Source organism: Paenibacillus sp. MCAF9 (assembly GCF_052114265.1).
Classification (GTDB): domain Bacteria; phylum Bacillota; class Bacilli; order Paenibacillales; family Paenibacillaceae; genus Pristimantibacillus.
In genome coordinates, this window is record NZ_JBFREL010000029.1 from 35,365 (window position 1) to 49,186 (window position 13,822).

Annotated in this window: 17 protein-coding genes; 14 read left to right on the forward strand and 3 right to left on the reverse strand. The window is 44.1% G+C overall.

Annotation, left to right across the window (positions count from 1 at the left end):
- Positions 1-77 precede the first annotated feature (77 nt).
- The gene (serA, locus tag AB4Z45_RS26915; RefSeq protein WP_441912608.1) at positions 78-1,670 is read right to left on the reverse strand and encodes a phosphoglycerate dehydrogenase; all 1,593 of its coding nucleotides are present in this window, start codon (positions 1,668-1,670) and stop codon (positions 78-80) included.
- Positions 1,671-1,910: 240 nt separating this feature from the next.
- On the opposite strand from serA, the gene AB4Z45_RS26920 reads away from it, so the two are divergent.
- On the forward strand, positions 1,911-2,237 hold the full coding sequence (locus AB4Z45_RS26920; protein ID WP_339203303.1) for a rhodanese-like domain-containing protein: 327 nt from the start codon (positions 1,911-1,913) through the stop codon (positions 2,235-2,237).
- Positions 2,238-2,252: 15 nt separating this feature from the next.
- On the opposite strand, the gene AB4Z45_RS26925 is transcribed toward AB4Z45_RS26920, so the two are convergent.
- Positions 2,253-3,173, reverse strand: coding sequence for a hypothetical protein (locus AB4Z45_RS26925; protein ID WP_430057898.1), 921 nt, complete (start codon positions 3,171-3,173; stop codon positions 2,253-2,255).
- A gap of 111 nt (positions 3,174-3,284) precedes the next feature.
- Here AB4Z45_RS26925 and AB4Z45_RS26930 point away from each other — a divergent pair, with 111 nt between their 5' ends.
- Both AB4Z45_RS26930 and AB4Z45_RS26935 read left to right on the forward strand, forming a co-directional pair.
- Positions 3,285-3,878, forward strand: a complete 594-nt coding sequence (locus AB4Z45_RS26930) for a CPBP family intramembrane glutamic endopeptidase (protein ID WP_441912609.1) — start codon at positions 3,285-3,287, stop codon at positions 3,876-3,878.
- Positions 3,875-4,108, forward strand: coding sequence for a hypothetical protein (locus AB4Z45_RS26935; RefSeq protein WP_076271370.1), 234 nt, complete (start codon positions 3,875-3,877; stop codon positions 4,106-4,108). Before AB4Z45_RS26930 ends, AB4Z45_RS26935 begins: the two co-directional genes overlap by 4 nt.
- Here the strand turns inward: AB4Z45_RS26935 and AB4Z45_RS26940 are convergent.
- Positions 4,098-4,955, reverse strand: a complete 858-nt coding sequence (locus AB4Z45_RS26940) for a polysaccharide deacetylase family protein (protein WP_441912610.1) — start codon at positions 4,953-4,955, stop codon at positions 4,098-4,100. The two genes, AB4Z45_RS26935 and AB4Z45_RS26940, sit on opposite strands and share 11 nt — an antisense overlap.
- Positions 4,956-5,132: 177 nt before the next feature.
- Between AB4Z45_RS26940 and AB4Z45_RS26945 the strand changes: the two genes are divergently transcribed.
- The 11 genes from AB4Z45_RS26945 (at position 5,133) to rpsA (ending at position 13,769) form a co-directional block, all read left to right on the forward strand.
- The gene (locus AB4Z45_RS26945; protein WP_339203298.1) at positions 5,133-5,456 is read left to right on the forward strand and encodes a hypothetical protein; all 324 of its coding nucleotides are present in this window, start codon (positions 5,133-5,135) and stop codon (positions 5,454-5,456) included.
- Between the two features lie 203 nt (positions 5,457-5,659).
- On the forward strand, positions 5,660-6,274 hold the full coding sequence (locus tag AB4Z45_RS26950) for a genetic competence negative regulator (RefSeq protein ID WP_339203296.1): 615 nt from the start codon (positions 5,660-5,662) through the stop codon (positions 6,272-6,274).
- Between the two features lie 136 nt (positions 6,275-6,410).
- The gene (locus AB4Z45_RS26955) at positions 6,411-7,661 is read left to right on the forward strand and encodes a Glu/Leu/Phe/Val family dehydrogenase (RefSeq protein WP_076271366.1); all 1,251 of its coding nucleotides are present in this window, start codon (positions 6,411-6,413) and stop codon (positions 7,659-7,661) included.
- A 15-nt stretch (positions 7,662-7,676) separates the two neighbouring features.
- Positions 7,677-8,372, forward strand: coding sequence for a glutamic-type intramembrane protease PrsW (prsW, locus tag AB4Z45_RS26960; RefSeq protein WP_076271365.1), 696 nt, complete (start codon positions 7,677-7,679; stop codon positions 8,370-8,372).
- A gap of 74 nt (positions 8,373-8,446) precedes the next feature.
- The gene (locus tag AB4Z45_RS26965; RefSeq protein ID WP_179089937.1) at positions 8,447-8,608 is read left to right on the forward strand and encodes a hypothetical protein; all 162 of its coding nucleotides are present in this window, start codon (positions 8,447-8,449) and stop codon (positions 8,606-8,608) included.
- Between the two features lie 103 nt (positions 8,609-8,711).
- Positions 8,712-10,064, forward strand: a complete 1,353-nt coding sequence (ypeB, locus tag AB4Z45_RS26970) for a germination protein YpeB (protein WP_441912611.1) — start codon at positions 8,712-8,714, stop codon at positions 10,062-10,064.
- A 58-nt stretch (positions 10,065-10,122) separates the two neighbouring features.
- A complete protein-coding gene (locus AB4Z45_RS26975; protein ID WP_441912612.1) occupies positions 10,123-10,779 on the forward strand; it encodes a flagellar brake protein in 657 nt (218 codons plus the stop codon).
- 53 nt (positions 10,780-10,832) lie between these two features.
- Positions 10,833-11,030, forward strand: coding sequence for a hypothetical protein (locus tag AB4Z45_RS26980; protein WP_076271362.1), 198 nt, complete (start codon positions 10,833-10,835; stop codon positions 11,028-11,030).
- Positions 11,031-11,201: 171 nt separating this feature from the next.
- The gene (gene cmk / locus AB4Z45_RS26985) at positions 11,202-11,870 is read left to right on the forward strand and encodes a (d)CMP kinase (protein ID WP_441912638.1); all 669 of its coding nucleotides are present in this window, start codon (positions 11,202-11,204) and stop codon (positions 11,868-11,870) included.
- Positions 11,871-11,873: 3 nt separating this feature from the next.
- Positions 11,874-12,452 (forward strand): lysophospholipid acyltransferase family protein, encoded by a 579-nt coding sequence (locus tag AB4Z45_RS26990; protein WP_339203291.1) that lies wholly within the window; start codon positions 11,874-11,876, stop codon positions 12,450-12,452.
- Positions 12,453-12,533: 81 nt separating this feature from the next.
- Positions 12,534-13,769, forward strand: coding sequence for a 30S ribosomal protein S1 (rpsA, locus tag AB4Z45_RS26995; protein WP_076271360.1), 1,236 nt, complete (start codon positions 12,534-12,536; stop codon positions 13,767-13,769).
- Positions 13,770-13,822 lie beyond the last annotated feature (53 nt).

A 13,822-nucleotide genomic window follows, 5' to 3' on the forward strand; every position in this document is an offset into this window, starting at 1 on the left:
CTTGTTGTTCGTGAAACAAAAGAAGAGCCTGCCGAATGAATCGGCAGGCTCTTCTCCTATATAGTAAACAAATTTATTTAAAAAAGTGTAATTTCTTTCGCTGTGTTTAGCTCAGGCATGCTTGTTAGCTGCTCAAGCACTTCCTTAGGTGTCGCTTTATCCACACGCAGAACCATGATTGCGGAGCCGCCAACAAGCTGACGACCTACTTGCATCGTTGCAATGTTAACGTCATTGTTGCCCAGAAGCGTTCCAACTCGTCCGATAATACCAGGCTTATCGTTATGCGAGATTAGGATTAGGTTTCCTTCAGGCGTCACATCAACTGGGAATTTGTCGATTTGGACAATACGAGGTCCGTATCCAGTGAGCAATGTGCCGGAAACAATACGTTCTTCTTTTTTCGTACGGAGGGACACGGTTACCAGGTTCGTAAAGTCTTTCGAAGCATGCGATTTTTGAACGACGATGTTTACATCGCGCACCTTCGCAAGGTGAAGGGAGTTAACCACATTAACCTGCTCTGCGCCAAGGTGATGCGCTAGAACGCCGCGAACGATATAACGAGTAAGTGGCTGCGTATCAACCTCTGCGAGCTCTCCAGCATAACCAACAACGATTTCGGTAACTGCACCTTCAGTCGATTGTGCAATAAAGTTGCCAAGCTTCTCGCCAAGTGTAAAGTATGGCTGAAGAATGCTTTGCAGGTTTGCCGGAATCGGAGGCATGTTAACCGCATTGATAAATGGCTCGCTGCGGAGAATATGAAGCACTTGCTCCGAAACGTCAATCGCAACGTTTTCTTGTGCTTCAACAGTCGAAGCGCCAAGATGCGGAGTTACGATAATTTTTGGATGTGTCAAGAAAGGATGGTCATTAGCAGGAGGCTCCACTTCGAATACGTCGAATGCGGCGCCAGCGACAATACCAGCATCCACTGCATCAACCAAAGCAATCTCATCGATGATGCCGCCGCGCGCGCAGTTTATAATTCGCATGCCGGGCTTCATCACTTCAAATTGAGCTCTGCCGATCATATGGCGAGTTTCAGGCGTTAAAGGTGTATGTACAGTCATAAAATCTGCACCTCTAACAATTTCATCCACGCTAGCAAGCTTCACGCCGATTTTTGTTGCTCTTTCTTCTGTCATAAACGGGTCATAACCCAAAATATCCATGCCGAAGGCTTTTGCGCGTTTGGCAACTTCGCTGCCGATACGTCCCATACCGAGTACGCCTAGTGTTTTGCCGCGAAGCTCAACGCCTAGGAAGGATTTGCGGTCCCATGTTCCATTAACGGTTTTCATGTACGCTTGTGGAATATGACGGGCTACCGCCATCATCATAGCAAATGTATGCTCACAAGTTGTAATGGTGTTGCCGTCTGGTGCATTGATTACAATGATACCGCGCTGAGTTGCTGCGTCTAGGTCAATATTATCGACGCCAACACCTGCACGGCCAACTACTTTAAGCTGTTTGCCAGCTTCCATAATTTTTGCTGTTACGCGGGTTTGGCTGCGTACTAGCAACGCATCGTATTCACCAATAATTGCAACTAATTCGTCTTCGCTGAGTCCAGGTTTTTTGTCGACTGCGACATCTGACGCATCAACAAGCTGCTGAATGCCCAAATCGCTGATTGGATCGGAAACTAACACTTTAAACATGTGAAGTATGCCTCCTAAAATGGGGCGAAGCTATTAGGCTTCGCTTAATATGAACAGAAAAACCCTCTACCCGGCACCGTTGTGCAGCAGCGGGTCGAGAGTTTGATCATCGAACTTAGACTTTTCTATTTTAAAGCAATGTGGTGGACAAAAGCAATCCTCAAACTTGCTGAATTGTGAAAATTTCGTTATGATTCAAGCATCATTAGCAACAATTTACGACATTGGAGGTCTTTATTCATGACGAAATGGCAGGATGTGACACCGCAATTTTTGCTTGAACTGCTAGGGAATGGACAAGTAGAAGCAAGTCAAATCATAGATGTAAGAGAAGAGTTTGAATGGGAGTTTTATCATTTGGAGACATCAAAATTAATTCCAATGAACACGATTCCTGTGCGACTGAATGAGCTTGACGACACGCTGCCTATCTATATCATCTGCGCACATGGCGTACGAAGTGTAGCGGTTTGCAATTACTTAGAAGAAAAAGGCTACAGCAGCCTTCACAACGTTACCGGTGGGATGGCGGCTATAGCCTCTTTACAAGGGTTTCAATATGATTAACAAAGGAACTGAAATTTAATTTGTTTCAGGGTAGAAAAAAGGCAGCTGCGGTAGAAGTGCCTGTTGATAAAGCCTTGATTTGCTCTCATTGAAGTCACCTGAACGAACGGCTTCCGTATTAATCAGTAAATCAACAACAGCAGATACGGAATGCAATTTTAACTTGGTTGCTTGTCCAGATTGGACAAGCTCATCTACTCGACTTGTTAAATCCTGCGGATAATAGGCAGTAAGTTTTTTGCGAGTCATTAGCTGATCAGCCATTACTTTGTTTTTTATCGTAATGTTAAAGTTTTTCCATGCTGACAGTTCCAGCAGAGCTGGAGCCTTGTATTCTGAAGGAATATCAAGATCTACCGTTGCTGACCATTTCAGCATAGCGGAGTAATATTGCTGCTGAGCGTTTAGTGCAAATTGAGCGGCAGAGAGATAGGTTTTATCTTGTTCGACATTTTTCATTAATTCATTAAAGGATAATTTCTTTGCACTAGCCGCTGCGTTGACAGCAGCTTCATTAAATAGTTTAAGACTTCGTATGTAACTAACCTGAGCTTCTCCGAGCAGTGGAGATTTTTGCATATCAATCGAGCTTGCTTCATCTGCTTTGGCGCTAGCAAGTCTTGCCAAATCTTTAAACATAGAAGTTGCTTCAAATGACTTTCCTTGCGATAATTTGTTCATAGCTGCGAACCATTCGTTTTGAAATTCACGATAAGGAAGAAATACAGTATGATAGAACGATACCAAGTCTTGTTGCTGGTAAGGGGTTGCTGAAGCGGTTGTTGTTTTTGCGTCATCTGCTTCATTCACATAGCGGGCTTTAGTCTTTTCAGTGCCAATTTGAATGCCATAGAAAAAGGCTCCAACGGTACAAATAAGTAGAAATACAAATCCAACACTGAATAACATTGCGGTTGTCGTTAATTTTTTTTCCATCTCTATCTCTATCTCCTTCTATGTAAAAAAATAATTCTGTCGATTTGTTCTACCAGTATAGGTGAAAAGGTCGAAAAAGAAAATATGAACGTTCCAGACAGGCGGGAAGCTATGAAGAAATTTGATATTCGCAATATTCGCATTCGAAAGGTGTCCGTTGATGAGCTTGATGACCGCATGCTGTTAATCAATTTATATGCTACGCAAGCATTTACTTTTATTATCGGTTTAATATGGGTTTTATTTCAGCATCAAAATGTGATTGCTTTATTTACGCCTCCAAAGGAGCTTGTTTTTGTTTTTTGGGGTGCAGGCTTGGCAGCAGCAGTTATCATAGTCGACCTGCTTATTTCGCGCTTTGTTCCAGAAGAAGCAAGCGATGATGGCGGAGTAAATGATCGTATTTTTCGGACGCGGAAGGTTTGGCATATTGCAGTTATTTCCTTAGTTGTAGCTATTTGTGAGGAATTGCTCTTTCGCGGGGCGATTCAGCATGCCATAGGTCCCTATTGGACAAGCATAATTTTTGCTACTATTCATGTAAGGTATTTAAAACATTGGATTCCCACCGGACTCGTATTTTCGATTAGTTATGGCTTAGGCTGGATTTATATGGAATCAGGTACGATTTGGGCACCGATTATTGCACACTTTTTGATCGATTTCATCATGGGTTTAATTATAAGATTCAGGAGGGAGTCATGAGCAGGAAAGAAAAGTTTGGAAATTCGAGAGCTTCAGCACAGCATGAAGAGACGGCAGAGCCGTCCATCATCGGAACGGATTCCAATCAGGGAGAAGCTCTGCCGCCTCGGCGAAAGAAACATCCTACACAAATGAATAAGGTTACAAAGTTTTATTACAATTTATTGTTCCTATTGTTTGTAAGTTTAGTTGGTGGACTTTTTTGGTATGGCTTAAAATTTAGCGAGTGACCTCAATGGTGGCTGGATCAATGAATCCGTAGCCTTTGTTTTCAAGTGAGGTGAGCAACTCATCAAGAGCATCGGCAGTCCACTGCAGTTCATGCATAAGTATGTTGGCGCCGGGATGCAGCTGCTCCAGCACATTTTTAATGACAACCTCAGGCTTGTTTTTAGCCGTTTTATCCCAATCAAGGGAACCATTTGACCACGTCATGTAAAGCATGCCGTGGTTTTTTGCAATTTCCTTGACCGTATCACCGCCAGAGCCGTACGGAGGGCGGAAAAACAATGGTTTTTTATCTATTAAAGCTTCGACATCTGTTTGAACATCGCCGATTTGCTGTTCAACGACTTCTTTAGCTTCTTTTTTTAAATCATTATGATCCCAAGAGTGGTTGCCGATTGTTTGTCCGCGTTCATCAATGAGCTTCAACAAATTGGGATTTTTTTTCACCCGATAACCATTTACGAAAAAAATCGCTTTAGCCTTATGTTTATCAAGGGTATCGAGCATGCTGGTTAAGACGGTTTCGTCTTTTGGCCCATCATCGAAAGTAAGCAAAACAACCTTGCTTGATGTATTCTCCTCAATCGGTACGAAGCGATAGGCTTCGCTCATTCGATATAGTGCTGTTATGCCGGTTTCCTGCTCACTCGAAGCGGTTGGCGTAGGTTCCTCACTCGTTACGACTGTATCATCGTTTATTGCATTGTTTGAGCTTTGTGAAGTCTCGGGTACGGCTGCTGTCTCAGTGGCTTCAGTTGAAGACTGCAGGCTCTCGTTTTGCTGCTGCGCACTGCAGGCCGTTAGAAGCGACCCGAGAAGCAGAATGATTATAGGCAGGTAACGCTTCATGATGCTTGCCCTCCATTATTTTGATGTAAATGCTGCTGAAACGACATCATTGTATCATATTTGCCTAATAGAAGGATAAGGATGATTTCCTTATTTTATATGGAATGGTGCTTCTGATTGTCGGTCAAACTAACAACTGAATACGCAAGATGAATTAGGAAAGAGGTGTTCGAGATCATGAGGTTAAGTGGCTTTTTAGTCGGTGGAATAATTGGCGCAGCAGCAACGGTATATCTCTCGCGCAGAAAGCCTGGAGCAGTATCATGGGCAGCACATGCGTTTTCTGACGTTTGTTCCAATGTTGCACGCAATTCTGTTGCGAAAATGATGAGTAAATCTGTCAAGGAAAATGCGTCTGCGCTTTCCCCAAAGCATTCAGACGATACCGCCGTAAAATCCGAAGCCGCTTGGGGACAAATTGAGGCTATCGTAAACAGCGATCCCTCATTGAAGAAGGAAGCGGACAAGATCAAAGCGGAATCGTCAGCCTTTTCCCACTAAGTAAAGCAGCAAGCATGCAGAATCGTAGGGACGCAAAGCAGAAATGCGATGCGATCAAACGATTCTTTTTTTCGTTCATTATTAGTGCAATCAGTGAAAAGACATGATAAAGTAGTTACATAGCATGATTTGGTCAATTTGATCACATCTTACTTAGAAATTCATACGCTATTACAACAGATGCTGCAGAGGAGGATCCTGTCATGAAAATCGAACGACTGAGCCAGGATAAGATTCGGATTTTCCTGACGTTCGACGACCTGCTGGAACGGGGGATCCAGAAGGACGACATGTGGCGCGAAATTCCAAAAGTACACGAACTATTCAGTGAAATGATGGATCAAGCATATAGTGAACTTGGATTCGATGCCAGCGGCCCATTAGCGGTCGAAGTGTTTGCCCTCCCCGCTCAAGGTATGGTAGTGATTGTCACCCGTGGCAAAATGAACAGTCATGCAGGCGATAGGCCAACTGAAGATGACGACACGGAAGACGAAATATACGAGATGGAAGTGACGCTTGAGCAAAGCGATATTGTGATGTACTCTTTCCGCGATTTTGAGGATGTCATATCGGTTTGCAAGCAATTGCTAAGCTCTACGCTTACGGAAGACGGACGTTTGTACTCCTATCATGGCAAATATATATTAGCGCTGGAACCTGCTCTTATCGAGGCTTCCAGGCATAACGCTGTTATTGCATTGCTCGCTGAGTATGGTGAAGCAACTTCGGTAACCTACGCCATGCTGGAAGAGTACGGAAAAGTGATTATACCCGAAACAGCGGTAAGGGAAATATGTAATCATTTTAGTTTTTAATCAAATGTACACGGATAGAGCATCTGCAGGCTGATTTTGTCTGTACGATGCTCTTCTTGCATGTAGCATGACATAATAATGGAATATACGAAGGAAAAGGCGCTCATATTAGATGTAGACAAAGGCGGTGATTGGAATGAGTGATAAAGAAGCAAACGATGTGTTGCATTCTACTCAGATTGTTATTGAAGAAGCGCTGCGCAGGCTTGGCTATGATCAGGATATGATTGATTTATTGAAGGAGCCCATGAGGCTTCTGACCGTCCGTATTCCAGTTCGGATGGATGATGGCAAAACAAAAGTGTTTACGGGGTATCGAGCACAGCATAATGATGCGGTAGGACCTACAAAAGGCGGTGTGCGTTTTCATCCAGCCGTCACTGAAAACGAGGTTAAGGCGTTGTCCATTTGGATGAGTCTAAAATGTGGAATTGCTGATCTGCCCTATGGCGGTGGTAAAGGCGGCGTTATTTGCGATCCAAGAACGATGTCTTTCCGAGAAATTGAGAATTTAAGCCGAGGGTATGTGCGGGCCATCAGCCAAATCGTAGGACCAAGCAAAGATATTCCTGCGCCTGATGTGATGACTAATTCACAGATTATGGCTTGGATGATGGACGAGTATAGCCGCATTCGTGAATTTGATTCTCCAGGCTTTATAACAGGGAAGCCGCTTGTGCTTGGCGGGTCCAAAGGAAGAGAGACAGCTACAGCCAGAGGGGTCGTTATGATGATCCATGAGGCTTTGAACATGAAAAATATAGACATAAAGGATGCGCGAATCGTCATTCAAGGCTTTGGTAATGCTGGAAGTTATCTTGCCAAATTCATGCATGAGGCCGGTGCGCGCGTGATAGGTATTTCCGATGTGAACGCGGCGTTGTATAATAAAGAAGGACTCGATATCGAATATTTGCTCGATCGTCGAGATTCCTTTGGCAATGTAACGAACTTGTTTACGAACACAATTACGAATGCTGAGCTGCTCGAGCTCGATTGTGATGTGCTTGTGCCTGCGGCAATCGAGAATCAAATAACGGAACAAAATGCCCATCTCATTAAAGCAACCATCGTAGTAGAAGCAGCGAATGGCCCAACGACGCTGGAAGCTACGCGAATCCTGTCGGACAAAGGCATTTTGCTTATTCCGGATGTGCTCGCGAGCAGCGGTGGCGTCATCGTGTCCTATTTTGAATGGGTGCAAAATAATCAAGGCTATTATTGGGATGAACAAGAAGTGGATGATAAGCTGAAGCTTATGATGATAAGGGGCTTCAACCAAGTGTATGAAATACACCGCACCCGTAAGGTCGATATGCGTCTTGCAGCTTATATGGCCGGTGTTCGCAAAATGGCTGAAGCTGTACGCTATCGTGGCTGGGTGTAAGAAAGTAGGGGAAGAATGCTGTTGTTTTCCGTTTTGACTGCGGCTGTTGCGCCAGGCGTTTCGCTGCTTACTTATTTATATTTGAGAGATCGTTATGAAGCGGAGCCTATCCACATGGTAGCAAGAATGTTTGTGCTAGGCATTCTTGTCGTTGTACCGATCATGGTTATTCAGCGGGGACTTCAGCTTTGGCTTGGCGATCACTCGCTCATATTTGCCTTTGGCGAATCCGCAGGCGTAGAAGAGTTCGTAAAATGGTTCGTACTGTATCATGTCATTTACAACCATACCGAATTTGACGAGCCTTATGACGGAATCGTTTATGCATCAGCCATTTCGCTTGGCTTCGCAACCTTAGAAAATGTCTTGTATGCCATTTACTCGCCTGCAACGTTCGGCACGCTTCTCGTGAGGGCGCTGCTTCCCGTTTCTGGCCATGCCTTGTTCGGCATAATGATGGGCTATTATTTAGGGAAAGCGAAGTTTGCTCCAAAAAACAAAACCGTCTATTTCTTAGGCATTTCACTTTTGCTGCCAGTGCTTCTACATGGTACTTACGATTGGATCATGATTACGTTGCGCACAAATTGGATGTATTTTATTATTCCGTTTATGATCGTGCTTTGGATATGGGGCTTGCGCAAAATGAGTCATGCGAATGCACGGTCGCCCTTTCGATTTATGGTCCGTGAAGATGAGATTAAACTGTAGTCGATCCGTCCATACTTACATTATATTGTAATGCCTGAAATGATGGCGTTCGAATAATGGCTAAGGAGGGGCTTATGGAGGCTGCAAGAATAAAGGTAACGATTAGATGCAATCTATGCGGAGAAAAATTTGTGCTTCGCGGACGAAGAGAAAAAGATTCGATTGATACTGGCTTTAAGCAGTGCATTTGCAACAATGCAAATGATCTGGAAATTGAAGAGCATAGCGTATTTTAGGGAAATACATGCAGCAATGACAAATAAATAGATGGATGCATAAAGCTCCCTTGGGCAAACCAAACTAAAACCAGGTTTTGCACAAGAAAGGAGCTTTTGTATTATGTACCGTCGACTCAGTTCAATTCTATTTCCCATTATGACAGTGCTGTTTATCGGCGCTGCCTACTGGGGTTATCAAGAGCAACAAGAGAAAAACGCAGTTTTGATAAAGGCTGAAAACCAATATCAACGAGCGTTCCACGATTTGACTAGCCATGTTGAGCAGCTCCATCAGCAATTAGGCAACACGCTAGCTGTTAACTCCACCTCACAAGCCTTTCATCGCAAAGGGCTTGTCAATGTATGGCGTTTAACGAGCCAAGCGCAAAATGAGATCAACCAGCTTCCTGTATCAATGCTTCCTTTCAATGAAGCAGAAGACTTCCTGTCGCGCATTGCAAACTTTGCATATAAGACATCTGTTCGCGACTTGACGAAGCAGCCGCTTTCGCCTGATGAATTCAAGACGCTTAAGACGCTCTATACGAATTCACAGGAAATATCGAAGGATTTGTCAAAGATGCAGAAGGATGTGCTGAACAACCGTCTGCGCTGGATGGACGCTGAAATCGCAGCTGCCAAAAACGCAAGTGACCCTAACATTATCATTGACGGCTTTAGATCGGTAGACAAGAAGGTAAGTGAATATCCAGAAATCAATTGGGGCCCTTCTGTTAGCAGCATGTATCAGAAGCGTACGATTAAAATGCTTGGCGGAAACATGGTGACCGCTGAAGAAATTAAAAAAGAAGCGGCTAAGTTTACTGATGTTCCTAATGCTGACATCCGTGTTGTTGAAAATGCGAAGGGAACTGAATATGCTTCGTTCTCAGCAACGGTTAAAGAAGGCAAGGACAGTACGCTTCAAATGGATTTTACTGAAAAAGGCGGCCAGCTTCTCTATTTTTTGAATTCGCGTGATATTGGAGAAGCGAAAGTGACTTTTGAAGAGGCAAAAGCATCGGCTGATTCCTTCTTGAAGAAACACGGATTTAAGGATATGAAAGCTATTAGCTACGACAAATATCAAAACACAGGTGCATTTACTTATGTAGGCACGCAGAACGGGGTTCTTATTTACCCTGATAAATTGACCTTGAAGGTTGCTCTTGATAAAGGGCAGACGGTAGGCTTGCAAGCTAATGATTATGTGTATCAACATCACACTCGCAAGATCCCTAGTCCAAAGATTACAAAAGCTGAGGCAAGGAAAGCGCTAAATCCGGAGATGAAGGTGCAAACAGAGCAAATGGCGATCATCTTCAACGATTTAGGCAAAGAGGCTCTTTGCTATGAATATACGGGGCAAATGAACGGTTCGATTTATCGCGTATATATCAATGCAGAAACCGGCACGGAAGAATCGATTGAGGAAATGTCTCACGCAGATTCTAAGGCAGCTTCTGACAAATAACGATATGGCTCCCCTCAAATCGACGTGTTATAATGACATGTAAATGGGGGGAGTCAATTTGTTGCCAAAAGTGAACCAAATGCTTTACTATCAGATCGCATCGTCAGACGAAGAGGAAGCAGCGATTGAATACAAGTCCCGTATTGCCGATGAGCAAGAGGACGGTTTACTAATAGAAATTCCAATCAGCGAGAAATCAGGAAGGTACAAGCGCCTTTTTTTAGGAGATGAGCTTTCTGTTTATTTTGTATCAGAGGATGGCATAAAAAATTATTTCGATTCACATGTCCTTGGATTCAAAGAGGATGGCGTTGTTAAACTCATAAAAATTCGCAGGCCTGAACTGGATCGCATTACTAAAGTTCAAAGACGCAGCTTCTTGCGCGTATCTGCTGAACTTGAGATTGCTGTTAAAATGTCAAGCAACATCCGGTTTGTATGTGAAACCGATGATGTTGGCGGTGGAGGAATCTCCTTTATTTGTGATGGGAAATGGCAGATCGCACCTGAACAAGTACTAGAGTGCTGGTTGCTAGTTCCATTTAAGAACGGGACCATTGAACATGCTTTTTTCCGTGGGGAAGTCGTACGTGTTGTCCAGCTTGAATCCGGAAGGAAGCAGGCTATGATTAAATATGTGAGCATCAATGATTCAGAGCGGCAAAAGGTTATCAGGTACTGCTTTGAGAAGCAGCTGGAATATCGCAATCGTTGAATAACATTCGTTTAATATGGAAAACTACCCAGAAAGAGGGAGGGGTTATTCATATGACACGAAATTTGTTACATAAAAAAACAAACCGCAAAAAAATGATTAAACTAACGGATGAAGTAAGCAGCGTATTGAAGAAAATCATCATTACGCTCGTTATTTTACTCGTATGCTCACAAGCAGCATTGCAAAATGATACGGTTAGATATTGGCTGACGGGTGTAGATCAGTGGGAAGGAACCCATATGAACTGACGCTCAGCTTTTGCATCTGCGTATATAGTGTGGTATAATTTTCACGTTCGCAGGCAAAGCCTGCTTTTTTCTTGAGAGGTTTGCGTCGCATTCTTACATGCATTCGGCCAGCCGTCTCTACTAAAAGGGGGTTGACCTTAGGTGGTGCATCACGAAGGTGACAGCGACCGTATGAACATTGCAATTGACGGGCCGGCAGGCGCGGGCAAGAGCACGGTTGCACGGAAAGTCGCCGAGCAGCTTGGCTATGTGTATATCGATACAGGCTCTATGTATCGCGCAGTAACACTAAGCGCCCAGCGAGCAGAAGTAAAGGTGGACCAGTCAGCCAAACTTGCTGAACTAGTAAAAGCATTAGAGATTGAGCTTGAACCTGGTGAACATGGCCAGTCGGTATTTGTGAATGGTGAAAATGTAACCGCATTGATTCGCTCGCGCGAAGTGACGCTTCAAGTGTCTCATATTGCTGCGAATGAAACGGTACGTGAAGTTCTTGGCGACTTGCAGCGTAAGCTTGCAGAGCGTAAAGGCGTCGTAATGGATGGCCGTGATATTGGTTCACATGTGCTGCCAAATGCGGAACTGAAAATTTTTCTGACTGCATCCGTTAAGGAACGGGCACTTCGCCGTTTCCGTGAAATAGTGGACACTCAAACCATTTCGCTTGCCCAATTGGAAGCGGAGATCGCTGAACGAGATCGTTTGGACGAGCAACGTGACATCTCACCGCTCATATGTGCGGAGGATGCTATTGTACTCGACAGCACCGCCATGACAATTGATGAAGTCATTCATGCAATTGTGAAATTAAGCCGAACCAAATTGGCGGAGGCGAAGTAAACTATGTCATATCTTATTTTTAGGTTTCTCCTGCGTGTTATTTACACGGTGTTATTTCGATTAGAAGCTAGAGGCACGGAAAATATTCCAGCCGACGGACCAGTTGTTCTCGCTTCAAATCATTTGAGTAACTTTGATCCGCCTACGGTTGGAGTCAAGGTGAAACGCAAGGTTTATTTTATGGCGAAAGAGGAATTATTTAAAGTTCCCGTATTTGGGCCTCTTATTCGTTCGTTTGGCGCGTTTCCAGTCAAACGCGGCGGTGTGAGCAAGGACGCTATCAAGTCTGCGATCACGTTGCTGAAAGAAGGCAATGTCATGGGTATTTTCCCGGAGGGCTCTCGCAATAATCAGTCTGGAGCAGCCAAGAAGGGCGCAGCCATGATTGCTGTTCGCAGCGGCGCAGCAGTCGTTCCTGTTGCCATTGTCGGTAAATATAGACCATTCAGCAAAATAATCGTTTGTTACGGCAAGCCTATTGATCTTACTGCAATTATTGAAGAATCATCGCCCGATATGCTTGAGCAAGTAACAGACGCCATTATGGCTCGCATTCGCGAGTTAGCTGCAAACAATCGTTAAGTTATGTTTTAAATGCTGCTTTCGCTCTAGGCGATTGCGGATTTAAATAAAGTTGTGGTTAGAACTGAGGAGGTTATTTCAATGTCAGAAGAAACTAATGTGCAAGAATCCGTGGCGGAAGAAGTAAGCCAAGACGCTTTGGATAATTTCGTGTCTTTGAAAAAAGGCGATTCCGTTAAAGGTACGATCGTCAAAATCGAAGATAACCAAGCTTATGTAAGCCTTGGATATAAATATGACGGTGTTATTCCGGTTCGTGAGCTTTCTGCAGTGCAGATTGAAAACGCAGCGGATGCTGTTCAAATCGGTCAAGAGGTTGAGCTTAAAGTTGTAAGCATCGACGACGAGAAAGAAAAGCTGGTGCTTTCAAAACGTCAAGTTGACGGCGAAAAAGCATGGGATGTTCTTGAAAAACGTTTTGAGAGCGGCGAAGTATTTGAAGTTGCTGTAGCTGACGTTGTAAAAGGCGGCCTTGTTGCTGACGTAGGCGTTCGCGGATTTATTCCAGCATCAATGGTTGAGCGTCATTTCGTTGAAGATTTCGCAGGTTACAAAGGTCGTACGCTTCGCGTTAAGATCAAAGAAATCGATCGTGAGAACAACAAAGTGATCTTGTCTCAAAAAGAAGTGCTTGACGCTGAATTCGAATCAAGCAAAAAGCAAGTTATTGCTGCGCTTGAAGTAGGTCAAGAACTTGATGGTACGGTTCAACGTCTTACACCGTTCGGAGCTTTTGTTGATATCGGTGGCATTGACGGCCTTGTTCACGTATCCGAGTTGTCATGGCAGCATGTTGCACATCCGAAGGATGTTGTTTCTGAAGGTCAAGCGGTACGGGTTAAAGTACTTAAAGTTGATCCAGCTGCTGGAAAAATTAGCCTTAGCTTGAAAGCCGCTCAACCAGGTCCTTGGGATTCTGCAGGTGGTCAATTTGCAATTGGCGATATCGTAACAGGTACTGTTCGCCGCCTAGTTCCATTCGGTGCTTTCGTTGAAATCGCTCCAGGCGTTGAAGGTCTTGTTCACATCTCGCAAATCGCACACCGTCACATTGCTACACCTAACGAAGTTCTTCAAGAAGGCCAAGAAGTTCAAGCGAAAGTTCTTGACTTCAACCCTGCTGAAAAACGCGTTAGCCTAAGCATCAAAGAAACAGAAGAAGCGCCTGAGCAACCAGCTCCTAGCGCTAGACCTGATCGTGCACCACGTTCACCAAAAATCGAGAAAATCGATAACCCGAATGTAAGCTTGAGCAATGAGAGCATGAGCTACTCACTTGCAGAGCGTTTCGGCGACAAGCTTAAAAACCTTAAATAATATCATTTTATATCAATCAAAAACGCCTTCAGCGTCCTCTGGATGCTGAGGCA